Below are 22,600 nucleotides of genomic sequence, written 5' to 3' on the forward strand. Positions count from 1 at the left end.
ATGACCAATTTCTCTCCGCGCGAGATCGTCTCCGAGCTCGACCGCTTCATCATCGGACAGAACGACGCCAAGCGCGCCGTCGCCATCGCGCTCCGCAACCGCTGGCGTCGCCAGCAGCTGACCGGGTCTATGCGCGAAGAGGTTCTGCCGAAGAACATCCTGATGATCGGACCGACCGGCGTCGGCAAGACCGAGATCTCCCGCCGTCTCGCCAGACTGGCCGGCGCACCGTTCCTGAAGGTCGAGGCGACCAAGTTCACCGAGGTCGGCTATGTCGGCCGCGACGTCGAGCAGATCGTGCGCGACCTGCTGGAAGTCGGCATCTCGCTGACCCGCGAGAGGAAGCGCAAGGATGTCGAGGCCAAGGCGCATCTCTCGGCCGAGGAGCGCGTTCTGACGGCGCTGGTCGGCGAATCCTCGTCTCCCGCGACCCGCGAGAGCTTCCGCAAGAAGCTGCGGGCCAATGAACTCGACGACAAGGAGATCGAGATCCAGGTGCGTGATGCCTCCGGCGGCATGCCGCAATTCGAGGTCCCCGGCATGCCGGGCGCCTCGATTGGCGTCATGAACATCGGCGACATGCTCGGCAAGGCGTTCGGCGGCAAGACCAAGACGCGGCGCGTCAACGTCAAGGATTCGTACAAGATCCTGATCGACGAGGAATCGGACAAGCTGCTCGACGACGAGCAGCTCACCGCCGAGGCGATCGCGACGGTCGAGAATGACGGCATCGTCTTCATCGACGAGATCGACAAGATCTGCTCGCGCGAGGGCCGCGGCGGCGATGTTTCGCGCGAAGGCGTGCAGCGCGACCTTCTGCCGCTCATCGAGGGCACGACGGTGGCGACCAAGCACGGGCCGGTGAAGACGGATCACATCCTCTTCATCGCCTCAGGCGCCTTCCACATCGCCAAGCCGTCGGACCTGCTCCCCGAGCTTCAGGGTCGGCTGCCGATCCGCGTCGAACTTTCGGCGCTGACCCAGTCGGATTTCCGCCGCATCCTGACGGAGACCGAGGCGAGCCTCATCAAGCAATATATCGCGCTGATGGGCACGGAAGGCGTTGCGCTGGAGATCACCGACGATGCGATCGACGCGATCGCCCGCATCGCCGTCGAGATCAACGCCTCGATCGAGAATATCGGCGCGCGCCGACTGCAGACGGTGATGGAGCGGATCCTCGACGAGATCTCGTTCGCCGCTCCCGACCGGGCCGGCGAGACGGTTACGGTCGACGCCGCCTATATCGAGAAGCATATCGGCGATCTGACCCGCAACGTCGACCTGTCGCGCTATATCCTCTGACGACGTAGCGGCTGACGACGCGTGATCGTGATCACATGTCGGCAGCCGCACCATTTTGCCGGGCGATCCCGGATGCTATAAGGCCCGCCTGCCGAACCGGAAACGCCGGAGCGGCCCTCCCCTGTTCGACCGGCGGCCGTCTTGATGCAGCTTCTGCGCAGAGCCTTCATCCTTCTCCTGGCCCTTGCCTTCGTCACGCCCGCCTTCGCGGCCGTCATGGTACCGCCCGGCAACCGTTCGAAGACGCAGCCGGCGATCGACATGAGTTCGATCAAGCGCGTTGGCGAGACCAAGGAGAGCTTCGAGGCGAAGTATCGCCAGATCTACGGTCTCCTGAAACGCGACAAGGGCCTCATCCGCTCGATCAAGAGTTCCGCAGCGCGATACGGTATCGATCCGATCCACATGATCGGCGCGATCGTCGGCGAGCACACCTATAATGTCGGCGCGATCGACAGCGCGCAGGGATACTACGTCAAGGCGCTCGCTTATCTCGGCACCAAGGACCTTGTCTTCGGGTTCGGCGGTCAGACGATTGATGAATTCCTGGCAAAGCCCGAATTCGCCGGCTGCGATACCTACAAGAACAATTACGACCTCTGGAACTGTCGCGAGGATGTCTATGACAAGAGCTTCCGCGGCAAGGCCGTCGATGGGATTTCCTACCCGCGCGACCGCTTCTCCAAGACGTTCTTCCAGCCGATGTTCGCGGGCCAGACCTTCGGCCTCGGCCAGATCAATCCGCTGACGGCGCTGACCGTCACCGACATCGTTCACCGCACCAGCAAGCTGCCGTTGCTGACGGAGGACCAGGCGCCCGAGCTCTATCAGGCGATCATGGATCCCGACATGTCGCTCGACTACATGGCCGCGATCATCCGTCTGTCGATCGACGTCTATCGCGACACGGCCGGCGTCGATATCTCCAAGAATCCCGGCGTCACTGCGACGCTGTACAATGTCGGCGACGTCAAGGTCCGCGCCGCCGAACTGGCCCGGGAGCGCAAGCGCAACAAATCGGCCATGCCCCAGGAAAACTACTATGGCTGGCTGGTGAACGAGCGCGAAGCGGATCTGCGCGCGCTGCTCTGAGACCTCTTCAGCCGGGACAACGCTGCAGCACGGTGCCCGTGCCTTCGCCGACCGGATCCCAGTGCAGCTTGTCGTCGATCACCGAGAAGCGATAGTCGAACGATGGATCGTCGTCGCTGGGTCCCGCCATCGGGTCCTGGCAATCGACATGGACGATCCATGAGGCGCCATCCGGCGTAAAGGTGGCGCTCGGGCAATAGAACTCGCCCCAATAGGCGCCGCCCTCGTCGACCTTGGTCAGCGGCGGCACCGTCTTCGACGCGCAGTCCTTGGGATCCTTGGCCCAGAGGCCGACATAGGGTTCCGCCGCCAGAGCGGCCGACATCCCGCCGGCCATGATCAGCGCGGCAAGCCGCGCCACAAAACGCACGCACCGAACATTTCCCGGCATGGTCGCCTCCCCGGTGAGCTCCACGCCATCAGTGTGCGACCAGTCCGACGAAACCGCAACCCGGACGGGCAATAGCCTTCAGGACTCTCGCTTCGCCGCCGATTCTATTCGCGCCGCGATATCGCGAAGGTCGTCCCGGCTGAGCCGGCGGATATCTTCGGCCAGCCGATGCGCCAGCTCCGTCGCCTCCGGATCGAGACCGGCAGTGTCGATCACCACGCGCGGATGCGAACGGGAGGCCAGCCGCTGCAGCGCCTCGGCCTCGTCCCAGATGATGTTGAAATAGGTGATGATGCGCTGGACCATCAGCCAGGTCGGCGCGCCCCGCCTGCCATGCTCCAGCGCCGAGAGATAGCTCGCCGTGACGCCGAGCGCGGCGGCCATGTCCTTCAGCGTCACGCCGCGCTCGCGGCGCATGTCGCGCAGCTTGCTGCCGAACGGCGTCACGCTCCCGCCATCCCGCCCGGCGTGCGGGGCTTGCGGATCCGCACATAGATCGCGCCGCCGCCGCCATGGCTGCGATGCGCCTCCTCGAAACCGATGACCACCGACCGGAGACCCGGCTCGGACAGCCAGTGCGGCACGCGCCGGCGCAGTACGCCGCGCTCCTCGCCGAGCGGAAGATCCTCCGAGCCCGGCCGGCCCTTGCCGGTGATGACCAGCACGAGTCGGGCGCCCGAAGCCTGCGCGTCGCGCAGAAAGCGGTGCAGGCGGTCATGAGCGGCGAGTTGCGTCATGCCATGCAGATCGATGCGGCTGTCGATCGGCGTGGTGCCGCGCGCGACGCGAGTCAGCGTGCGCTTCTCGATCGGATGCAGCGGCGGGCGGGATGGCTTGGCGGGGGGCGGTGAAGCCGCCAAAGCCGGCATCTTGGACGACGCGGAAGCGGGCGCCGGATCCGGGACCCCGATCTCAACAGGCGGCGGTTCAGGCACCTCCTCCGGCCGCAAGGGTGCCACGGTGCGCGCGACGGTCTCCCAGAGGGTCTTCTCCTCGCGGGAGAGGCCGCGGCGACGCCGGCTCATACCGATTGCCGCGGCACGAGGACGACGAAGCGGCCCTTGGCGGCCATCCGGCCGGCAACACGGCCAGCGGCTTCGCCCGAGCCGAAGAAGATGTCGCCCCGCGCCGGTCCCAGGATCGCCGACCCGGTGTCCTGCGCCATCATCAGCCGGTTGAAGGCGCCGCCGCCCTCCTCGGCCGGCAGGCGGGTCTCGATCCAGATCGGCATATGGAAGGTGTGAAGCGTGCGGTCGACGGCGAGGCTGCGCCCTTCCGTCAACGGCACCTTGGCAGCGGCGATCGGGCCAAGCGCGGCGTTTTCAACCGGCGCCTCGCGAAAGAAGATGTAGGAGCGATTCTTCCACATCGCCTCGCGGCCTTCATCCGGATGGGCTGCGAGCCAGGCACGGATCGTCTGCATGGTGACGCCGCCGCTCTGCAGCGCACCCTTGTCGAGAAGCACGCGCCCGATCGCGGTGTAGTCGTAGCCGGACTTCGCCGCATAGGTAACGCGCAGCAGGCTGCCGTCGCCGAGCTTCAGCCGCGCCGCGCCCTGGACATGGATGAAGAAGGCGTCGACGGGATCGGCGAGCCAGGCGATCTCAAGGCCTCGGCCCGCAAGAGCGCCACGCTCGATCTCGCCGCGATCGAAGAAGGGCTCGAAAGTGGAAGCCGTCCGCCGCGCAAAACGCATTCCGGGCGGAAGGGCGGGCGGCGGGCTCTGCTCGTCGATTTCCACGAGTTCAGGCGGCGGACGCAGCAGCGGCACCGAAAAGCCCGGCTCGGGCTGACGTCGCGCCTCGCATTCCGGCTCATAGAAGCCGGTGTAGAAGCCATCGGCGCCGACGATCCGAGGTTCGAAATGGCTCTCGAAAAATCTGCGCGCGGTCTCGCGGTCCAGGACGGGAGGCAGAGCGAGCGCAGCCGCCGCGATCCGCGCCAGCGCCGCGCCGTCGATGCCGAGCGCGCGGGTCTTGGGCGGTTGGTTTGCCGCGTGGGCAGCGCTCAGGCGGAAGGCAGCAAAAGCCGCGGCGTGATCATCCGCCGCCCAGCCTTCCAGCGCGTCGAATTCGGCCGGAAAGAGACCCACGGACGGCATGGCAAGAACAGCTCACTCGACCGTTTCGGTCGCGACCAGTGCCCAATTGGGATCCCGCGAACTGGCGTCGCGGGCAAAAGTCCACACATCCGTGACATCGGCGACGAGGACTGGATCGCCCTCGACGACCTCGCCCGCCTTGTCGCGCGTGGCCGAAACCAGCTTGGAGCCGAACCGAACCGTGACCTGCGCGGTCGAGCCCTTCATCGCCGCGTCGACGATTTCCGCCTTCTCGATGCCGACGAAGTTGAACTCGACCGTCTCGCCATTCTGCTCGCGCTGCTGGATGGCGTTCGAGAAACCGTCGAAGACTTCGCGGCCGAGCAAGGGCTTGAGCGCCTTGCGGTCGCCGCGCGCGAAAGCGGTTACGATCAGCTCGTACGCGGTGCGGGCGCCGTCGAGGAACTGCCCGGGATCGAAGTTGCGGTCGGCGAGCAGGATGGCGCCAAGGCCGATCGCCGCCGGCGAGCCGGCTGTGGCCACCGCCGCGATGCGCTCATCCGCAGCCACAGCTGCGGGAGCGCCCTCGGGCCGCGGCAGCGACACGACATTGCCGCCGTCCTGCCCCGCGCCGCCAACCGGCTGCGCGTCGATCGCCTTGCCGTCATCCGGCTTTTCGGCATTCTTGTTGCGCCTTGAGAATGGATCGAAAGAAGGTCGCTCCGTGCCCGTGCGCTGGCCCAGCACGCTTCTGAGCTTGAAGAAGATCACGACCGCGAGGACGAGGAATATCAGCGTGTAGATATCAAAGCTCATGCCGATGGCATCCTGTCCCAATTCGGTAGCGCCGCTAGACCCGGTCGCGCATGACCTTAACCTATATCTGGTCATGGTCGATCGCCGATCCAAGAGCGTCAAGCTCTCAAGCCCGATGAAGGGCGGTGCTGTCAAGCCGTCGCGCGCCGGAGCCCCCCTCGCGCTTGTGTCGCCGGTTCGGAAGTGTTAGCGAGCCGTCCGAAAGCGGACGATCGAATTCCGCCAGTCGACAGGAGCGCCATGCCATGGCCGATATCAATGAAGACGGCGCGCAGCCGAACCTCACGGTCCTTATCCAGTACGTAAAGGACCTGTCGTTCGAGAACCCCGGAGCACCGCGTTCGCTCGGTCCGCGCAGGCAGGCTCCGAACATCAATATCGGCATCAACGTCTCGGCGAACCCGCTGGACGAGGAGGATTTCGAAATCGAACTCCGCCTTGAGGGCCGCGCCACCGACGGCGATCAGGTCCTCTTCGTGGCCGAGCTGCTTTATGCTGGCGTGTTCCGCATCACGAATGTGCCGAAGGAAAACCTTCCGCCGCTGCTGATGATCGAGTGCCCGCGGCTGCTGTTCCCGTTCGCTCGTCAGATCCTCGCCGACCTGACGCGCAATGGTGGCTTCCCGCCGCTGCTTATCGATCCGGTCGATTTCACCGCGTTGTATCGCCAGCGCCTGATGGAATTCGCCCAGACGCAGCCTTCTGGCCGCCCTAGCTGATCACTCCGCCTCTGCCGCCGCATAGCGGCTCCAGAGTGCGTCCTTGATCTTCCCAACAAAGGCCTCGTGCGCGGCGAACTCTTCCTCGTTGCCGCGCGGGGCGAGCGGCGCAGGCCGCACCAGCGGCCGTCGCACGGCCGACCCGGCGATGCCGGAGCTTGTCGTCCTCTCCTCCGCCCTCACCAGAACCAGATCCGGCTGGCGCCCGCCGATCAGCTCGATATAGACCTCCGCCAGCAGTTCGGCGTCGAGCAGGCCGCCATGCAGCGTACGCTTCGACGTATCGATGCCGTAGCGCGAGCAGAGCGCATCCAGCGAGTTCGGCCCGGCAGGATGCTTGCGACGCGCCAGCATCAGCGTGTCGATCACGCGGTCCGGCGGGATCGGCGGACGCGAGAGCCGCGCGAATTCCGCATTGATGAAGCTGATATCGAAGGTCGCATTGTGAGCGATCAACGTCGCGCCCTCTATGAAGGCGATGAAATCGTCGACCACATCGCGAAACAGCGGCTTGTCGGCGAGGAATTCGTCCGAGAGGCCATGAACGCGAAATGCCTCGACCGGCATCGAGCGCTCGGGATTGACATAGACGTGATAGCTCCGGCCCGTGGGGATGTGGTTGAGCAGCTCGATGCCGCCGATCTCGACCAGCCGGTCGCCTTTCAACGGCTCGAGGCCGGTGGTTTCGGTGTCGAAAACGATCTCGCGCAAATTCGTTCTTCCTTTTGCCGCTGTTATCCTGCGGCGTCGCCTTCGGCCGTACAAGCCTCGAGGGCGTTCATCCCCTGACACCTCGCGCCGCTGCGCTGGCAGCCAGCGCGCGCAGGATGTCGTCCACCTGGCGTTCGGCCGCTTCCAGCGCCCCGCCCGTATCGACGACGAAATGCGCGCGCCCGCGTTTCTCCGCATCGGGCATTTGCCGCGCCAGGATTGCGTCCCGCTTCGCCGAGCTCATGCCGGGACGAGCCAGGACGCGGGCGCGCTGGATCTGCGATGGAGCCGAGGCCACCACCACGACGTCGACGCGCGTCTCGCCGCCGGTCTCCAACAGCAGCGGAATGTCGAGCACAGCGAAGGCATGCCCGGCGCCCCGGACTTTCGCCAGCCATTCCGCCTGCCCGGCCCGCACCAGAGGATGGACGATCGCTTCCAGCTCGGCCAGCGCCGCTGGCCGCCGGGCGATTTCGGCCGAGAGGAGCGCGCGGTCGACGGCTCCATCACGAATGGCGTCCGGAAACACCTGCCCAACCGGATCGACGGCGGCGCCGCGATAGAGGGCGTGGACCATGGCATCGGCGTCGAGCAAAGGGGCGCCTCGCGCCGCGAAAAAACGGCCGAGCGTCGACTTGCCCATGCCGATCGAGCCGGTAAGGCCGATGGTGATCATCGGGATTCCATGTCGGCGAGCACAAGCTGCCGGAGTTCCTCCGTCACCTCGGGACGTGTACCGAACCAGCGCTCGAAGCCGGGCGCCGCCTGATGCAACAGCATGCCGAGGCCGTCGACCGTGGCAAGGCCGCGCTGGCGTGCCTTGGCGAGCAGCGGCGTCACCAGCGGAACATAGACGATGTCGGTGACGAGAAGTTCGTCGGGCGCCGGCTCGAGATCGATCTCCAGCGGCGGCTCGCCCTCCATGCCGAGGGATGTGGTGTTGACCAGAATGGACGCCGAAGGCAGCAGCGCCGGCAGATCCTCCCAGCCCGCCGCCCGGACGGCGGCGCCGAATCGCTCCGCGAGCGCTTCCGCGCGAGCGCGGGTGCGGTTCACGACATGAATCGGCGCGAAGCCCCGCTCGCGCAGCGACCAGATGACCGCCCTTGCGCCGCCGCCGGCTCCCAGCACGATCGCCGGACCGCCGCGTCCACCGAAGTCCGATGCGCTCTGGTCGAGATTGGCGAGGAAGCCCGGCGCATCGGTGTTGGCACCTACGAGCTTGCCGTCCTCGAAGAAGATCGTGTTCACGGCGCCGAGCGCCTCGGCCACCGCATCAGTCCGATCGACCGAGGCGAAGGCAATCTCCTTGTGCGGGACCGTGACATTGCCACCGACGAATCCGCTGGCGGGGAAGGCACGAAGGAAGCCAGCGATTTTTTCCGGCGGAACCGCATGAGGGATGTAGTCACCCGCGATGCCGTAGCGACCGAGCCAATGACGGTGGATCAGAGGCGAGCGCGAATGGCGCACGGGCCAGCCAAGGATGCAGGCGGTGGGAACGGCAAAGGCGGACATCGGCGGGATCAACTTTCGAGGGCGCCGAGTTCGCGCAGCGCTTCGAGGAGAGGCAGCATCGGCAGGCCGAGAATCGCGAAATAATCGCCTTCTATGGCTGAGAACAACTGGATGCCGATGCCTTCGATCAGATAGGCGCCGACGGAATGGAGGACATCCTCGCCGGCGGCGTCCAGATAGCGCGAAATCGCCCGTTCCGAAAGCGACCGCATCGTGAGCGAGACGGTGGCGATATGGCGCCAAACGACGATATCGCCTCGCGCGATCGATACTGCCGAATTCAAGCGATGGGTCCGGCCGGAGAGACGCGCCAGCTGGTCGGCCGCCGCCGCCCGGTCGGCAGGTTTGCTGAAGCGCTCGCCCGCCAGATCCAGCACCTGGTCCGAGCCGATGACGATATCGTCGGGTCGCAGCGGCAGCACCGCGAGCGCCTTGGCATCGGCGAGCGCGATGGCGAGATCGCCAGGCGAGGCTCCACCCGCTGCCAGCAAACGTTCGATGCGACGCTCGTCCACGCCCGGGGATAACGCCTCGAAGCGGATTCCGGCGTGGGTCAGCAGCGACTGGCGCGCTCTGGAGGAGGAAGCGAGAACGATCATGGTCCAAGAGCCTCGCGGATTCGGTTCTGTTCACCGCGGCGCAGCGCCAGGATCGCTGTCGCCGTTTCCTCGATAGAACGGCGGGTAACGTCGATGACCGGCCAGCCATTGCGCGCGCAAATCTTGCGTGTCGCCGCCACTTCGTTGGCGACGGCGGCGCGGTCGACATAGACATCGCCGCCGGGAACCTGGGAAAAGGCGAGAAGCCGGTTCTCGCGCATCTGCACGATCCGGTCCGGCGTCGCGATCAGCCCGACGATCAATGGCCGCTTCGCCTCGGCGAGCTGCACCGGCAAGGCGACGCCGGGAACGATCGGGATGTTGGCCGCGCGCACGCCGCGATTGGCGAGATAGATGCTCGTCGGCGTCTTCGAGGTGCGGCTGACGCCGAGAATCACCACTTCGGCGAGGTCTAGTTCTTCGGGGAGCTGGCCGTCATCATGCATCATCGCGAAGGTCAGCGCCTCGATGCGACGGAAATATTCGCCGTCCAGCGCATGCTGGGCCCCGGCACGGCCTTCGCTGGAAGCGCCAAGATAGGATTGGAAGAGTTGCAGCACCGGGCCGAGGACGGAGAAGCATGGCACGGCGATCTCGCGGCAGCCCAGCTCGAGCGGATCGGCGATGGCGCGATCGACCAGGGTGAACAGGACGATGCCAGGTTCGCGCTCGATATCGGCGAGGATCCGCTCGACCTGTTTGGGCGCCCGCGTCATCGAATGGAGATGCTCGACGACGGCAACGCTTGGATATTGCGCGGAAGCGGCACGGGCGACGGTAATGAGCGTCTCGCCAGTCGCGTCGGAGACAAGATGGAGATGAAGGTGGCGCGCCTCGTTCTTCACAGTCGCTCCGCCGGGCTGTGGAAAAATAGGGACGAAATCGCCCACTCCAGCCTCAAGGCCGAACTCTCCCCGATCCGCTCGAAAGGATCAACAGGCAGTGGGGCTGGGGATCCAATCCGAGCCTTTCGCGGGAATCGGGGACAAGCCGTAATGATAGCCAATTATGAACGAGTTCTTAACAAGCGGACCAGATCGTTACAATTTTAACGAATGGGCAAGATCCGTTAAGATTCAGGCCGATGCGCCGCCGGGTGCGTTAACATTTCCACATGGGTGCCTGCGAGCGGCCCAAACCAGCGCTGGTGGCCTTACGAATGCGCCGCATTGTGGATGGATAGGAATGACGCTAATCCCCGGTCAATAAGAAGAAACATTTCTAGACTCTCTCTCTTGATTGGAAGGTGCCTGTGCAGCGCGACCCCGGCTCTCGCCCAATCTCTCCGCTGCTGGCCGTGCTGGACGGAGAGAGCCTGGCCTCTCCGCCAATCTGGCTGATGAGGCAAGCGGGACGCTATCTTCCTGAATATCGAGAGCTGCGAGCCAAGGCAGGCTCCTTCCTCGATCTCTGCTTTTCGCCCGATCTCGCCACCGAGGTGACATTGCAGCCGATCCGCCGCTTCGGCTTCGATGCTGCTATCCTTTTTTCCGACATTCTGGTGATCCCCAAGGCGCTTGGCCGCGACGTTCGTTTCGTCGAGGGCGAAGGACCCCGGCTCGATCCGATCGATGCGGCGGGGATTGTCGAGGTTCTGGCCCGAAGCCGGGAGACGGGTGCCGTCGTCAACGATCTCGGTGTGGTGATCGAGACGGTGCGCCGCGTTCGTGCGGCATTGGCTCCGGAAACGGCTCTGATCGGCTTCTGCGGCGCGCCCTGGACGGTTGCCACCTACATGATCGCCGGGCGCGGCACGAGCGACCAGGCGCCCTCCCGTCGCTTTGGGCTGGCCGATCCTGATTCCTTTGCGCGCCTGATCGAAGCGCTGGTCATCGCTTCGACGGATTATCTGGTGGCGCAGTTGGAGGCTGGCGCCGACGCTGTGCAGATCTTCGATAGCTGGGCCGGCGTTCTGTCGCCGTCATCGTTTGCCAATTGGTCGCTGGGTCCGGCGGCCCGGATCGCAGCCGGCGTGCGGGCCCGCGTTCCGGGTGCGCGCATCATCGGTTTTCCCAAAGGCGCGGATCGGGCGCTGTCGGCCTATGCGGCGGCGATGGAAGCCAATGCTATCGGGCTCGACTGGACTGTGGATCTGGAGACCATCCGGCGGGAGACGCAGAACCGCGTCGCTTTGCAGGGCAATCTCGATCCGATGGCGCTGGTTACGGGCGGTGCCGCTCTGGATGCGGGTATCGATTCGATCCTTGCCGCGATGGAAGGGGCCCGCCACATCTTCAATCTCGGTCATGGTATCGTGCCGGAAACGCCCATCGCGCATGTCGAACAGCTCGTGCGCCGCATACGCGGATAGGAGACGAGGATGGCCGGCTATGAATGGATCAAGGCGCTGCACATCATCGCGGTGATCAGCTGGATGGCGGGCATTTTTTACCTGCCCCGCCTCTTCGTCTATCACAGCCACGCGGCGGTCGGTTCGGAAGCCAGCGAGACCTTCAAGGTCATGGAAGCCAAGCTGCTGCGGATCATCATGAATCCGGCGATGATCGTCACCTGGCTTGCCGGTCTCTGGCTTGCCTGGGATGGCGGCTGGACACAGCAGGGCTGGTTCATGGCGAAATTCGCCCTTGTCGTCGCCATGAGCGCTTTCCATATGTGGCTTGCCGCCCGGCGCCGCGACTTTGCCGCGGATCGCAATCGTATCTCCGAACGAGGCTATCGGCTTGCCAACGAGATCCCTACGATCCTGATGATCGTTATCGTCGTTCTCGTCGTGGTAAAGCCATTCTGAAACGAAACGACACCTTTCGTGAGCGTTGCGCTTGCCGATCGGCGTTCGAGCGATTAAGGTGCGGCATCTTATCGAAGCAGACGGGTGCCAGTCGGCCTGCCAGGGTTGATGGAAGCACCGCACCGCCGGCCCTTGAAGCCGCCGCTGGTTGAAGTTCTGCCAATCCCCTGACGAACCATTCTTCGTTGAATCCAAGCGAGATTCGCAAGACACATGCGTGAAATGAAACTACAGGACCTCAAGTCCAAATCGCCGACGGAGCTTCTTGCCTTCGCGGAAGAGCTCGAGGTCGAGAATGCGAGCACCCTGCGCAAGCAGGAATTGATGTTCGCGATCCTGAAGCAGCTGGCCGGAAACGATGTCGAGATCGTCGGCCAGGGCGTGGTCGAGGTTCTCCAGGACGGCTTCGGCTTCCTGCGCTCCCCCGACGCGAACTATCTGGCGGGTCCCGACGATATCTATGTGTCGCCCTCCCAGATCCGCCGCTTCTCGCTGCGGACCGGCGACACGGTCGAGGGCTATATCCGCAGCCCCAAGGATGGCGAGCGCTATTTCGCGCTGCTCAAGGTCAACACGATCAATTTCGAAGATCCGGACAAGGCGCGCCACAAGGTCCATTTCGACAATCTGACGCCGCTTTATCCCAATGAGCGCTTCAAGATGGAACTCGAGGTTCCGGCCTCGAAGGATATGACGCCGCGAATCATCGATCTCGTGGCTCCGCTCGGCAAAGGCCAGCGCGCGCTTGTCACTGCGCCGCCGCGTACCGGCAAGACCGTGTTCCTGCAGAACATCGCGTCGTCGATCGCCGTCAACCATCCGGAATGCTACCTGATCGTTCTTCTGATCGACGAACGTCCGGAAGAAGTCACCGACATGCAGCGCTCGGTGAAAGGCGAGGTGATCTCCTCGACCTTCGACGAGCCCGCGACGCGCCACGTCGCCGTCGCCGAGATGGTCATCGAAAAGGCGAAGCGGCTGGTCGAACATGGCCGCGACGTCGTGATCCTGCTCGATTCGATCACACGCCTCGGCCGTGCCTACAACACCGTCGTGCCATCGTCCGGCAAGGTGCTGACCGGCGGCGTCGATGCCAATGCGCTGCAGCGGCCGAAGCGCTTCTTCGGCGCCGCGCGCAATATCGAAGAAGGTGGTTCGCTGACGATTATCGCCACGGCCCTGATCGATACCGGCAGCCGCATGGACGAAGTCATTTTCGAAGAGTTCAAGGGCACGGGCAACTCGGAAATCATCCTCGACCGCAAGGTCGCGGACAAGCGCACCTTCCCCGCGATCGACATCACCCGCTCGGGTACGCGCAAGGAGGAGCTGTTGGTTCCGCCGGATGTGCTCAAGAAGATGTATGTGCTCCGCCGCATCCTCATGCCGATGGGCACGGTCGACGCGATCGAATTCCTGCTCGACAAGCTCAAGCAGACCAAGAGCAATTCGGACTTCTTCGATCAGATGAATACCTGATCGGAATCCGGAAGCGGAGCGCTTCCGCGGGACCGCGGAGGCGCTTGTCGCGGTCCGGTTCAGCCTTCGACCAGCTGATCTGCCAATTCGGCGGGTTCCTGGATCGGCAGCGAGCACGAGCCTTCCCGGCACAGATAGGCGGTCGCGCGGCCCTCGATGGCGCCGCGGCCATGGGCGGGATGATCGGACGGCAACGTGGCTCCGTCCGTCCGGATATCCAGCGTCCAGTTCGAGCGCCAGTTCTGAGCGACGACGCGGCGCAGGGGCTCGGCGGCCTCGACATTTGGCGCCACGATAACGATACTCCTCACACGGATGCGCAGATTGAGCGCGGCGAGAAGGCTTGCCGCGCCGAAGGCGTTGGCCGCGATACTGCCGCCCGCCGCGGCCAGGAGCGCGTCGGCCTCGGCGCGGAAGCGGTCCTCTCCCGTCAGCGACCAGAGGCGGATGAGTGCATCGGCCGCCAGACCGTGCGCGTTGGGCGCGGCGTCATCCTGTCGGTCGCGTCGACGCTGGATTAGCGGTTCGGCATCGTCGGCCGTGAAGAAGTATCCGCCATCGCCGGTCGCGTGGTGGCTGTCAAGGAGGCCCAGCAGCCGGATGGCCTCGTCGATATAGGCGGTGTCCTGCGTCGCGCGATGCAGCGAGAGCGCGGCATGGGCGAGGGCAGCGAGGTCGGACGAGAAGGCAGGTCCGATATGGCGGCCAGCGCGGTGGGCATGGACCGGCCTTCCGGCCAGCTGGAGGATAGTCCCCGTTGCCGCGAAGGCATCGACTGCGAGAGCGAGCCAGTCCGATCGATCCAGCCGAAAGGCGGCTGCCGCAAGGCCGGCAATGGCGAAGGCGTTCCAGTCGGTGAGTTGCTTGTCGTCGCGGGCAGGATGCGGGCGGCGCTCGCGCGCGATTCGCAGCGTTTGAAGAATGCGACGTCGGCGAGCGTCCTCCGCTTCGCTTAGCACTGGGTGGGGGTGCAAACGATTCGGGATCGAAACGCCTTCCCAATTGCCTTCGGCTGAAATGTCGTAGAGCGCGGCGATGAAGCCCGCATCGGCTTCGGTCAGGAGTTCGTCCAGGTCATGGCGTCGCCAGACATAGAAGGCGCCTTCATGGCCGTCGGAATCGGCATCGAGGCTGGCGCAGAAGAGCGCGTTGTCGAGCCGCATGTCCCGCTCGAGCCAGGCAATCGTCGATTCGATTCGGTCACGAAACAGGTGGTCGGGCTCGTCGAGCGGGACCGCGAAGGCTAGACGTTCGAGCAGCAATCCATTGTCGGACAGCATCTTCTCGAAATGCGGCACAAGCCATTTCGGATCGGTCGAATAGCGCGCGAGACCGCCGCCGACATGATCGAAGATGCCGCCTGCGGTCATGCCGTGAAGCGCGGCGTCGACGGCTTCCGTCAGGTCGACGCGGCCGGTCCGCTCGGCGCTCCGGGCGAGGAAGTCCAGGAGCGGGAAATTCGGGAATTTCGGGGCGCCACGCGTTCCACCTAGCTCGGGGTCCATGACGCCGAGCAGGGAATGTCCCGCCTGGTCCAGCAAGGCCCCGTCGAGCTGGGCCGTGCGATCCTGCCTCGGCGGCGCGGACAGGTGCGCCGTTAGGCAGCTTGCCTGCTCTGTGACTCCGACTGGATCGTCGGCATAGACCTCGGCTACACGGCGCATCACATCGATGAAGCCGGGACGACCATAGCGCGCCTGTTTCGGAAAATAGGTGCCGCCCCAGATCGGCTTGCCGTCCGGCGTCAGGAACATGGTGAGAGGCCAGCCGCCGGGCTCGCCGATCGCGTGGAGCGCCGCCATATAGATCTGGTCCAGGTCGGGCCGCTCCTCTCGATCGACCTTGATGTTGACGAACAGAGCGTTCATGACGGCGGCGGTCTCTACGTCCTCGAACGATTCATGGGCCATCACATGGCACCAGTGGCAGGCCGCATAGCCGACGGACAGCAGGATCGGGCGGTTCAGCGTCGCAGCCTCGGTGAGAGCCGCCGCATTCCAGGCCCGCCAATGGACGGGGTTATCGCGATGTTGCAGCAGATAGGGGCTGGTCTCATGACGCAGCAGGTTTTTGCTCATGTCAGGCCTTCCGATCGTTTCGCGGGAGAGAGTAGCGCCGAATGACAACGGGTCGAGCATGACAATGAGCGGCGAGACGATCTTTGCGCTTTCCAGCGGCATGCCCCCAGCCGGCGTGGCCGTCATCCGGGCCAGCGGACCCGGGATTCGATTCGGACTCGAAACGTTGGCCGGGCATGTTCCGGCGCCGCGGATCGCCACCCTCGCAACCCTGCGCGATCGTTCGGGCGGCAGCCTCGACCGGGCTTTGATCCTGTATTTCGCAGCGCCTGGGAGCTTCACCGGCGAGGACGTCGCGGAGTTGCATGTCCATGGTGGACGCGCTGTTGTCGCCGCCACGCTATCCGCTCTGGCTTCGCTCCCCGGCTACCGGCCGGCGGAAGCGGGCGAGTTCACACGTCGGGCCTTCGCCAATGGCAAGGCCGACCTGACCGAGGTAGAGGGTCTCTCGGATCTGATCGCGGCGGAGACGGAAGCGCAGCGTCGCCAGGCGGTCGGCGTTGCCGGCGGAGCCATGCGGAAAATCGCCGAGGACTGGCGGGCGCGGCTTATCCAGGCTCGGGCATATCTGGAGGCCGAGCTGGATTTCAGCGATGAGGACGACGTGCCGGAGTTGATCGGCTCGGCGGCGGATGAAGTCGCGGAGGCCGTGGCACAGGAGATGGAAGGCCATCTGCGGGCGGCGGATTTTGGCGAGCGCGTCCGTTCGGGCTTCGAAGTGGTGCTGCTCGGCGCTCCCAATGTTGGCAAATCGAGCCTGCTGAACGCCTTGGCGCGACGGGATGTGGCCATCGTGACGGCCGAAGCCGGTACGACGCGCGATATGATCGAGGTCGCCATGGATCTGGAAGGTTACGCGGTGACTCTGGTCGATACTGCCGGACTTCGCGAGACGACTGGGTTGGTCGAGAGCGAGGGGGTTCGGCGTGCCAGGGTTCGCGGCGGGGCGGCGGACCTTGTGCTCGTCCTCTCCGACGGCGAGATCGCGGCCCCGGAGGATCTGCCGTCGACGATCAGAGGTGTGATCCGCGTAAGGACGAAAACGGATCTCGCACGGATCGATTCGGGTCCGAACCAATATGACGTGGCGGTTTCGGCAGCCAACGGTTCCGGGCTCGGGGATCTGAAGGCGGCGATCGTCACGGCGCTAGGCCTGTTGAACCCACGTCCGGCCGCCCTGATAACACGGGAGCGGCAGCGGCGGGAACTCGGCACCGCCGTTACGGCATTGCGCTTCGCGGTCGGGGAGACGGCGGCCGAGCTCAAGGCCGAGCGCTTGCGGCAGGCCGGCGATGCCATCGGCCGGCTAACGGGGCGGATCGATGTGGATGAATGGCTTGACGTGATCTTTCGTGAGTTCTGCATCGGAAAGTGAGCTGCTGCGAAAGCGGTGTAATTGGCGGCGTTGTTTCACGTGAAACAGTTGTGGCTTTGACGACAGGCACGGTTGCGGCTATGGCCTTGCGGTGCGGCTATTGTCGGGCCAAGGCGCGGTTCCGCGTGCGGTCTGACAGCCGAACCCATTTCCTCGGAGTTTGATGAACCATGGACGACGCCAGGAGCGCGTTTGATGTCGTCGTGATCGGTGGCGGTCATGCGGGCTGCGAGGCCGCCGCTGCCGCCGCGCGCATGGGCGCCCGCACGGCGCTGGTCACCCACAGCCACGCCACGATCGGGATCATGTCCTGCAACCCGGCGATCGGTGGTCTGGGCAAGGGCCATCTCGTTCGCGAGATCGATGCTCTGGACGGATTGATGGGCCGGGTTGCTGATGCGGCGGGTATCCAGTTTCGTCTGCTCAATCGGCGCAAGGGTCCGGCCGTGCGCGGCCCGCGTGCGCAGGCCGATCGCAAGCTCTATCGCGAGGCGATGCAGGCGGCGATCGCAGGGACGCACAATCTGACCGTCGTTGAAGGCGAGGCCGACGATATCGTCGTCTCGGACGGTGCGGTTCAATCCGTTCGCCTAGCGGATGGCCGTGATCTGACCTGCGCCAGCGTCGTCATTACCACCGGTACGTTTCTGCGCGGCCTCATTCATATCGGCGAGCGGTCCTTTCCAGCGGGGAGAATGGGCGAGCAGCCGGCCATGGGCCTGTCGCGCACGCTGGAGCGCGCGGGTTTTCGGCTGGCGCGACTCAAGACCGGGACACCGCCGCGGCTGGATGGACGGACGATCGATTGGGCCAGCCTCGAGCGCCAGAAGGGCGATGACGAGCCGGAGCCGTTCTCGACCCTGACCAAGGCAATCACACGGCCACAGGTGGACTGCTTTATCACCCGGACGGGGGACGAAACGCATCGTGTCATCCGGGCCAACCTGGCGCGGTCGCCGATGTATTCCGGCCAGATCGAAAGCCGCGGACCGCGCTATTGTCCAAGCATCGAGGACAAGGTCGTCCGCTTCGGCGAGCGGGACGGGCATCAGATCTTCCTGGAGCCGGAGGGGCTCGACGATCCGACGGTCTATCCCAACGGCATCTCGACTTCGCTGCCTGAAGACGTGCAGCGGGCGCTGGTCGCGTCGATTCCGGGGCTTGAGAACGCGGTGATCCTGCGTCCCGGTTATGCGATTGAGTATGATCATGTCGATCCGCGCGAATTGCATCCGACGCTGGAAACGAAGCGGGTCGCCGGCTTGTTTCTGGCGGGACAGATCAATGGCACGACGGGCTATGAGGAGGCCGCGGCGCAGGGCATTGTTGCCGGCTTGAACGGGGCGCTGCGGGCCGGTGGCCGGGACGGCGTCGTTATGGCGCGCTCCGACAGCTATATCGGCGTTATGATTGACGATCTCGTCACGCGCGGCGTTAGCGAGCCCTACCGCATGTTCACATCCCGCGCCGAATATCGTTTGTCGTTGCGTGCCGACAATGCTGACCAGCGTCTGACCGCTTGGGGCGATGCGCTCGGTGTCGTGGGGATGGAACGTCGCCGCCGGTATGGCGAGAAGCTAGCGGCGCTCGTTGCGGCGCGTGACGCGTTTCACGCGGCGAACCTGACGCCGACCGAGGCGGCGCGGCATGGTCTGAGCGTCAATCAGGATGGCGTCCGGCGCAGCGCCTTCGATCTCCTGGCCTATCCGGATGTCACGCCGCAGCGTCTCGCCGCGATTTGGCCAGAACTGAGCTTGTTTGAGGTGGGTGTGCTGGCGCAAATCGAATCGGATGCGAAATATGCCGTCTATCTCGATCGGCAGCGCCATGACATTGAAGCGGTACGTCGCGACGAAGGTGTCGCGCTGCCTGAGGATATAGATTTCAGCGCCATGGATGGGCTTTCGAACGAACTGAAGCAGCGGCTGTCGTTGGTCCGTCCTGGCACGCTTGGGCAAGCAGCCCGGATCGAGGGAATGACACCGTCGGCCTTGGCCTTGATCCTTGCGCGGAGCCGGCGCCCAGCCATACGAGGTGTGGCATGAGCGATGGTGGGATGGGCGGCCTTCGAAGGCCGGCGAGCGCCGTCGTAGACGGGCCCGGGGCGATTGCGCGGATCCTCCCTGTTTCACGTGAAACAATGGCGCGGCTCGAGATCTATGTGGCGCTGCTCCGAAAGTGGCAGCCGGCGCAAAATCTCGTTTCCCCGAAGACCATGGACCAGATCTGGCGGCGACACATCGCGGATTCGGCCCAACTCGTCGCCCTGTTTCCTGCGGCTCTCAGATGGGCGGATCTTGGCAGCGGCGCCGGACTTCCAGGCTTGGTCACCGCGATTCTACTAACGGGCCGCGATGGAGCCGCGGTGCACCTCGTCGAGAGCAATCAGCGCAAATGCGCCTTCCTCCGAACCGTCGTCCGGGAGACTGGCGCGCCGGCGATGGTGCATGAAGGGCGGATCGAATCGGTTCTGAAGCATTTCGTCGAGCCGGTCGACTATGTCAGTGCCCGCGCGCTGGCGCCGCTCGTTTCGCTTCTCGACCTCAGCGAACCCCTGTTCGCCTCTGGCGCCCGCGCAGCCTTTCATAAAGGTGCAGATTTCGAGGGGGAACTGAGAGAAGCCTCTAAATCTTGGTCGCTCGATCTGGTAAGACACAAGAGCATGATCGACGCGGACAGTTCCGTCGTCGAGATCCTTCGGGCGGAGCGCCGTCCGGCGGGTTAATAGTTCATTGGAAGAGGCCTCCGATGACCCTGAATGAGAACTATTCGCCCCCCTCCCTGCTTCCTCCGCATCCGAGGGTGATCTCGCTTGCGAATCAGAAGGGCGGCGTGGGCAAGACGACGACGGCGATCAATCTCGGCACGGCGCTGGCTGCGATCGGCGAGGAGGTGTTGATCGTCGATCTCGATCCGCAGGGCAATGCCTCGACCGGGCTCGGCATCGACCGCCGGAGCCGGCTGCGCTCGACTTATGATCTGATGGTGGGCGATGCCGTTCTGTCGGAAATCGTCGTCGAGACCGCCGTGCCTCGGCTCTCGGTTGCGCCGTCGACGATGGATCTCCTCGGCGTCGAGCTGGAGATTGCGAGCCGATCCGATCGCGCCTTCCGTCTACGCCGCGCCCTCGCCAGTCATATGCAGCGCGCGGAATCGATTCGTGGCCGAAACTATACCTATGTCCTGGTCGATTGCCCGCCGTCTCTGAACCTCTTGACCATCAACGCGCTGTCGGCGTCGCATTCGATCCTGGTGCCCCTGCAATGCGAGTTCTTCGCGCTGGAGGGGCTCAGCCAGTTGCTGCTGACGGTCGAGCAGGTCAAGCAGGCGCTCAATCCGGAGCTTTCGATCCATGGCATCGTCATGACCATGTTCGATAGCCGCAACAATCTCGCCGGCCAGGTGGTGGCGGATGTGCGCGCCCATATGGGCGCCGCCGTCTATGACACGATCATCCCGCGCAATGTCCGCATTTCCGAGGCGCCGTCGCATGGCAAGCCGGTGCTGCTCTATGATTTCAAATCGACGGGCAGCCAGGCCTATCTGCGGCTCGCTTCCGAGATCATCCAGCGCGAGAAGCGCCTGCGGGCGGCATGACGATGTCGCGGCCGGAATATCATTCGACTAGCCCGGGAGTATCCTCATGAGTTTCGAAGATGGATCTCGCCGACGCCTCGGCCGCGGCCTGGCAGCTTTGATCGGCGATGTCGATACGGAGGCGGTGGTCAATGAGCGCTCTCGCTCGTCGCGACGGGTTCCCGTCGCCTTCCTGTCGCCCAATCCGCGCAATCCGCGCAAGTCCTTCGAAGAGGCGGATCTTGCCGATCTGACGGCGTCGATCCGCGAGAAGGGGATCGTTCAGCCGATCCTGGTTCGTCCAGTGCGCGGCGGCGGCGAGGCCTATGAGATCATCGCCGGCGAGCGGCGTTGGCGCGCCGCCCAGCGCGCTGGCCTGCACGACGTCCCGGTCATCATCAACGACGTTTCCGACAAGGAGGCGCTCGAACTCGCCATCATTGAAAATGTGCAGCGCGCCGATCTCAATGCGCTGGAAGAAGCGCTCGGCTACCAGCAGCTGATCGACGAGTTCGATTATACCCAGACGGCGCTCGCCGATGTCATCGGCAAGAGCCGGCCGCATGTCGCCAATACGCTGCGGCTGTTGAAGCTGCCCGACAGCGTCAAGACCTATCTGCGTGAGGGCAAGCTGACGGCCGGACATGCGCGTGCGTTGGTCACCGTCAATGATCCGGCGGCCGTCGCGGCCCGGATTGTCGAGGGCGGGCTCACCGTGCGTGATGCCGAGGCGCTGACGCAGCAGGAGCCGAGGCGCGGCGAGACGAAGCCGCGTCCGGAAAAGGATGCCGACACCCGGGCCTTGGAGCGTCTGCTTTCCGACATGCTCGGCCTCGTCGTCACGATCGATCACCGGCGCGATGGTTCGGGCACGCTTCGCGTCGGATACAGCACGCTTGAGCAGCTCGACGGGGTATGCCGGCTGCTCAAGCGAGAATAGCGGGCGTTGGCGACGCATAAGTGCCGCTGATCGCCACCCGCATCCTTCAATAGCTATTTGCGATCCCGCCGCCACCGCGGTCCGAGCGCCAGGGTCTCAACCCCGAGGGAGGGTCCGCTCCGCTTTACGTCGTGAGGCGGCGAGCCTGGCGGGCCAGGACAGCGATCGAGAGGAGGGCCTGGCCGATGATCTCGTCGCCGATTGCGGCCTTCAGGCGGCTGTCGAGGATGGCGCGGTCGAGACGTTCCAGCGCGGAGAGTACCCGGTCGCCCGTCCAGACCCGAACCGCCTGTTCGAGCTTCGCCTTGCGCTGAAAGAAGATAGCTCCGCCGGCGCGGTCCATCGCGCTTTGCGTCGATTCTCCAGCTTCGATGGCGGCGCGGATGCGGTGAAGATGCTGGAAATAGCGCAGCGCCGCCGAGGCGACGACGTAGGCCGGCGTGCCGGAGGCCAGGATGCGGCGATAATTCCGGTCGAGGCCCTCGGCATCGCCCGTGGCCGCCGCATCGACAGCGTCGTCGGCCGCGAAGCCCCCGCCATCGCCAATGACGGTACGTATATCTTCGACGTTGATTGTCGCCTGTCCGCGGGCGAAGAGCGCCAGTTTGGAGAGCTCCGAGCGGCTTGCCAGCCTGTCCGAACCCAGCAGCGTGCGCAGTAGCGCGCGTGCTTCGGGATCGAGGCGGAAGGCCGATAGTTCGCTGTCTATCAATCGCTCTAGCGCTGGGCCTTCGTCCGCATAGCAGGCAATGGCGGCCGCGCCGGGCGCGGCCTCGCAGAGCTTGCGGAGGCCCACGCCCTTGCGAATCTCGCCTGCCTCCAGAACGATCCAGCTATCCTTAGGCGGCGAACGAAGTACCGCCTCGACGGCATTCAGGATGGGTCGGTTGCCCGACACGCGGACGCGGATGACGCGGGAGCCGCCGAAAAGCGGAATGGTATGGGCTTCATCGGCGAGCCGTCCGGGATCGGATGCGATCTCGGATGAATCAAGCCGGACCAGTCCGAACGCGTCATCGGCGCCGGCCAGAACCGTTCGAGCGAAGGAAGCAGCACGCTCCGAGACGAGCCCGCCATCGGAGCCGTAAAGCAGGATGACCCGCTGGGCAGGGTCAGGCCGGCTCAAGATGCGGTCGACGTCCTGTTGGCGAACGGCAACCATGCGCGGTCTCCCCAGAACGAATTCAGCGGCCTGAAAAGCGGCCCGCCAC

The 22,600-nt window shown here is 64.8% G+C and carries 23 protein-coding genes; 11 read left to right on the forward strand and 12 right to left on the reverse strand.

Annotated features, from left to right (window positions below; translation table 11 throughout):
- Nucleotides 1–1,305, forward strand: coding sequence for an ATP-dependent protease ATPase subunit HslU (hslU, locus tag OSH05_RS09965; RefSeq protein ID WP_104219349.1), 1,305 nt, complete (start codon nt 1–3; stop codon nt 1,303–1,305).
- Nucleotides 1,306–1,449: 144 nt separating this feature from the next.
- Nucleotides 1,450–2,397, forward strand: a complete 948-nt coding sequence (locus tag OSH05_RS09970; RefSeq protein ID WP_104219348.1) for a DUF1402 family protein — start codon at nt 1,450–1,452, stop codon at nt 2,395–2,397.
- Between the two features lie 7 nt (nt 2,398–2,404).
- Here the strand turns inward: OSH05_RS09970 and OSH05_RS09975 are convergent, their stop codons facing one another.
- The 5 genes from OSH05_RS09975 to OSH05_RS09995 form a co-directional block, all read right to left on the reverse strand.
- Nucleotides 2,405–2,788 (reverse strand): hypothetical protein, encoded by a 384-nt coding sequence (locus OSH05_RS09975; protein ID WP_133163116.1) that lies wholly within the window; start codon nt 2,786–2,788, stop codon nt 2,405–2,407.
- A 78-nt stretch (nt 2,789–2,866) separates the two neighbouring features.
- Nucleotides 2,867–3,235, reverse strand: coding sequence for a helix-turn-helix domain-containing protein (locus OSH05_RS09980; protein ID WP_104219346.1), 369 nt, complete (start codon nt 3,233–3,235; stop codon nt 2,867–2,869).
- Nucleotides 3,232–3,813, reverse strand: a complete 582-nt coding sequence (locus OSH05_RS09985; RefSeq protein WP_104219345.1) for a Smr/MutS family protein — start codon at nt 3,811–3,813, stop codon at nt 3,232–3,234. The genes OSH05_RS09980 and OSH05_RS09985 overlap by 4 nt, the downstream gene beginning before the upstream one ends.
- The gene (gene mltA, locus OSH05_RS09990; protein ID WP_104219344.1) at nt 3,810–4,889 is read right to left on the reverse strand and encodes a murein transglycosylase A; all 1,080 of its coding nucleotides are present in this window, start codon (nt 4,887–4,889) and stop codon (nt 3,810–3,812) included. Before mltA ends, OSH05_RS09985 begins: the two co-directional genes overlap by 4 nt.
- 12 nt (nt 4,890–4,901) lie before the next feature.
- A complete protein-coding gene (locus OSH05_RS09995) occupies nt 4,902–5,645 on the reverse strand; it encodes a Tim44/TimA family putative adaptor protein (RefSeq protein WP_104219343.1) in 744 nt (247 codons plus the stop codon).
- 245 nt (nt 5,646–5,890) lie between these two features.
- On the opposite strand from OSH05_RS09995, the gene secB reads away from it, so the two are divergent.
- Entirely contained in the window at nt 5,891–6,364 is a 474-nt protein-coding gene (secB, locus tag OSH05_RS10000; RefSeq protein ID WP_104219342.1) for a protein-export chaperone SecB, read from the forward strand.
- Here the strand turns inward: secB and dnaQ are convergent, their stop codons facing one another.
- From dnaQ to OSH05_RS10025, 5 genes are all read right to left on the reverse strand, one after another.
- On the reverse strand, nt 6,365–7,075 hold the full coding sequence (gene dnaQ, locus OSH05_RS10005; protein ID WP_104219341.1) for a DNA polymerase III subunit epsilon: 711 nt from the start codon (nt 7,073–7,075) through the stop codon (nt 6,365–6,367).
- Nucleotides 7,076–7,142: 67 nt separating this feature from the next.
- Entirely contained in the window at nt 7,143–7,751 is a 609-nt protein-coding gene (gene coaE, locus OSH05_RS10010; protein ID WP_104219340.1) for a dephospho-CoA kinase, read from the reverse strand.
- Nucleotides 7,748–8,593, reverse strand: a complete 846-nt coding sequence (locus OSH05_RS10015; protein ID WP_104219339.1) for a shikimate dehydrogenase — start codon at nt 8,591–8,593, stop codon at nt 7,748–7,750. The genes coaE and OSH05_RS10015 overlap by 4 nt, the downstream gene beginning before the upstream one ends.
- Nucleotides 8,594–8,601: 8 nt before the next feature.
- Nucleotides 8,602–9,192: a Maf family protein gene (locus OSH05_RS10020; RefSeq protein ID WP_104219338.1), complete on the reverse strand. Its 591-nt coding sequence runs from the start codon at nt 9,190–9,192 to the stop codon at nt 8,602–8,604.
- The gene (locus tag OSH05_RS10025) at nt 9,189–10,037 is read right to left on the reverse strand and encodes a pyruvate, water dikinase regulatory protein (protein ID WP_104219337.1); all 849 of its coding nucleotides are present in this window, start codon (nt 10,035–10,037) and stop codon (nt 9,189–9,191) included. Before OSH05_RS10025 ends, OSH05_RS10020 begins: the two co-directional genes overlap by 4 nt.
- Before the next feature lie 434 nt (nt 10,038–10,471).
- Between OSH05_RS10025 and hemE the strand changes: the two genes are divergently transcribed.
- From hemE to rho, 3 genes are all read left to right on the forward strand, one after another.
- Complete coding sequence (gene hemE, locus OSH05_RS10030) at nt 10,472–11,503, forward strand: uroporphyrinogen decarboxylase (protein WP_104219575.1); 1,032 nt, start codon at nt 10,472–10,474, stop codon at nt 11,501–11,503.
- A gap of 9 nt (nt 11,504–11,512) precedes the next feature.
- Nucleotides 11,513–11,941 carry a protoporphyrinogen oxidase HemJ gene (gene hemJ, locus OSH05_RS10035; protein ID WP_104219336.1) on the forward strand — a complete coding sequence of 143 codons (429 nt, stop codon included), beginning with the start codon at nt 11,513–11,515 and terminating at the stop codon, nt 11,939–11,941.
- Nucleotides 11,942–12,154: 213 nt separating this feature from the next.
- A complete protein-coding gene (gene rho / locus OSH05_RS10040; protein ID WP_104219335.1) occupies nt 12,155–13,420 on the forward strand; it encodes a transcription termination factor Rho in 1,266 nt (421 codons plus the stop codon).
- A gap of 59 nt (nt 13,421–13,479) precedes the next feature.
- Here rho and OSH05_RS10045 read toward each other — a convergent pair whose 3' ends face one another.
- Nucleotides 13,480–15,498, reverse strand: a complete 2,019-nt coding sequence (locus tag OSH05_RS10045) for a thioredoxin domain-containing protein (RefSeq protein WP_104219334.1) — start codon at nt 15,496–15,498, stop codon at nt 13,480–13,482.
- A gap of 64 nt (nt 15,499–15,562) precedes the next feature.
- On the opposite strand from OSH05_RS10045, the gene mnmE reads away from it, so the two are divergent.
- The 5 genes from mnmE to OSH05_RS10070 all read left to right on the forward strand — a co-directional run bounded on the left by mnmE (nt 15,563) and on the right by OSH05_RS10070 (nt 21,389).
- Nucleotides 15,563–16,873 carry a tRNA uridine-5-carboxymethylaminomethyl(34) synthesis GTPase MnmE gene (gene mnmE / locus OSH05_RS10050; protein ID WP_165801609.1) on the forward strand — a complete coding sequence of 437 codons (1,311 nt, stop codon included), beginning with the start codon at nt 15,563–15,565 and terminating at the stop codon, nt 16,871–16,873.
- A gap of 170 nt (nt 16,874–17,043) precedes the next feature.
- Nucleotides 17,044–18,918, forward strand: coding sequence for a tRNA uridine-5-carboxymethylaminomethyl(34) synthesis enzyme MnmG (gene mnmG / locus OSH05_RS10055; RefSeq protein WP_104219332.1), 1,875 nt, complete (start codon nt 17,044–17,046; stop codon nt 18,916–18,918).
- 95 nt (nt 18,919–19,013) lie between these two features.
- Complete coding sequence (gene rsmG / locus OSH05_RS10060; protein ID WP_266352144.1) at nt 19,014–19,598, forward strand: 16S rRNA (guanine(527)-N(7))-methyltransferase RsmG; 585 nt, start codon at nt 19,014–19,016, stop codon at nt 19,596–19,598.
- Between the two features lie 23 nt (nt 19,599–19,621).
- Complete coding sequence (locus OSH05_RS10065) at nt 19,622–20,470, forward strand: ParA family protein (RefSeq protein WP_104219330.1); 849 nt, start codon at nt 19,622–19,624, stop codon at nt 20,468–20,470.
- Nucleotides 20,471–20,516: 46 nt separating this feature from the next.
- On the forward strand, nt 20,517–21,389 hold the full coding sequence (locus OSH05_RS10070) for a ParB/RepB/Spo0J family partition protein (protein WP_104219329.1): 873 nt from the start codon (nt 20,517–20,519) through the stop codon (nt 21,387–21,389).
- A gap of 124 nt (nt 21,390–21,513) precedes the next feature.
- Here OSH05_RS10070 and holA read toward each other — a convergent pair whose 3' ends face one another.
- Complete coding sequence (gene holA, locus OSH05_RS10075; RefSeq protein WP_104219328.1) at nt 21,514–22,551, reverse strand: DNA polymerase III subunit delta; 1,038 nt, start codon at nt 22,549–22,551, stop codon at nt 21,514–21,516.
- Nucleotides 22,552–22,600: the final 49 nt, after the last annotated feature.

This window comes from Kaistia algarum (genome assembly GCF_026343945.1).
Lineage (GTDB): Bacteria > Pseudomonadota > Alphaproteobacteria > Rhizobiales > Kaistiaceae > Kaistia > Kaistia algarum.

Bases quoted from the DNA above. Each gene is read 5' to 3' on its own strand.
- hslU (WP_104219349.1), top strand. From the start codon at position 1: ATGACCAATTTCTCTCCGCGCGAGATCGTCTCCGAGCTCGACCGCTTC.
- OSH05_RS09970 (WP_104219348.1), top strand. From the start codon at position 1,450: ATGCAGCTTCTGCGCAGAGCCTTCATCCTTCTCCTGGCCCTTGCCTTC.
- OSH05_RS09975 (WP_133163116.1), bottom strand. From the start codon at position 2,788: ATGCCGGGAAATGTTCGGTGCGTGCGTTTTGTGGCGCGGCTTGCCGCG.
- OSH05_RS09985 (WP_104219345.1), bottom strand. From the start codon at position 3,813: ATGAGCCGGCGTCGCCGCGGCCTCTCCCGCGAGGAGAAGACCCTCTGG.
- mltA (WP_104219344.1), bottom strand. From the start codon at position 4,889: ATGCCGTCCGTGGGTCTCTTTCCGGCCGAATTCGACGCGCTGGAAGGC.
- OSH05_RS09995 (WP_104219343.1), bottom strand. From the start codon at position 5,645: ATGAGCTTTGATATCTACACGCTGATATTCCTCGTCCTCGCGGTCGTG.
- secB (WP_104219342.1), top strand. From the start codon at position 5,891: ATGGCCGATATCAATGAAGACGGCGCGCAGCCGAACCTCACGGTCCTT.
- coaE (WP_104219340.1), bottom strand. From the start codon at position 7,751: ATGATCACCATCGGCCTTACCGGCTCGATCGGCATGGGCAAGTCGACG.
- OSH05_RS10015 (WP_104219339.1), bottom strand. From the start codon at position 8,593: ATGTCCGCCTTTGCCGTTCCCACCGCCTGCATCCTTGGCTGGCCCGTG.
- OSH05_RS10020 (WP_104219338.1), bottom strand. From the start codon at position 9,192: ATGATCGTTCTCGCTTCCTCCTCCAGAGCGCGCCAGTCGCTGCTGACC.
- hemJ (WP_104219336.1), top strand. From the start codon at position 11,513: ATGGCCGGCTATGAATGGATCAAGGCGCTGCACATCATCGCGGTGATC.
- rho (WP_104219335.1), top strand. From the start codon at position 12,155: ATGCGTGAAATGAAACTACAGGACCTCAAGTCCAAATCGCCGACGGAG.
- OSH05_RS10045 (WP_104219334.1), bottom strand. From the start codon at position 15,498: ATGAGCAAAAACCTGCTGCGTCATGAGACCAGCCCCTATCTGCTGCAA.
- mnmE (WP_165801609.1), top strand. From the start codon at position 15,563: ATGAGCGGCGAGACGATCTTTGCGCTTTCCAGCGGCATGCCCCCAGCC.
- mnmG (WP_104219332.1), top strand. From the start codon at position 17,044: ATGGACGACGCCAGGAGCGCGTTTGATGTCGTCGTGATCGGTGGCGGT.
- rsmG (WP_266352144.1), top strand. From the start codon at position 19,014: ATGGCGCGGCTCGAGATCTATGTGGCGCTGCTCCGAAAGTGGCAGCCG.
- OSH05_RS10065 (WP_104219330.1), top strand. From the start codon at position 19,622: ATGACCCTGAATGAGAACTATTCGCCCCCCTCCCTGCTTCCTCCGCAT.
- OSH05_RS10070 (WP_104219329.1), top strand. From the start codon at position 20,517: ATGAGTTTCGAAGATGGATCTCGCCGACGCCTCGGCCGCGGCCTGGCA.
- holA (WP_104219328.1), bottom strand. From the start codon at position 22,551: ATGGTTGCCGTTCGCCAACAGGACGTCGACCGCATCTTGAGCCGGCCT.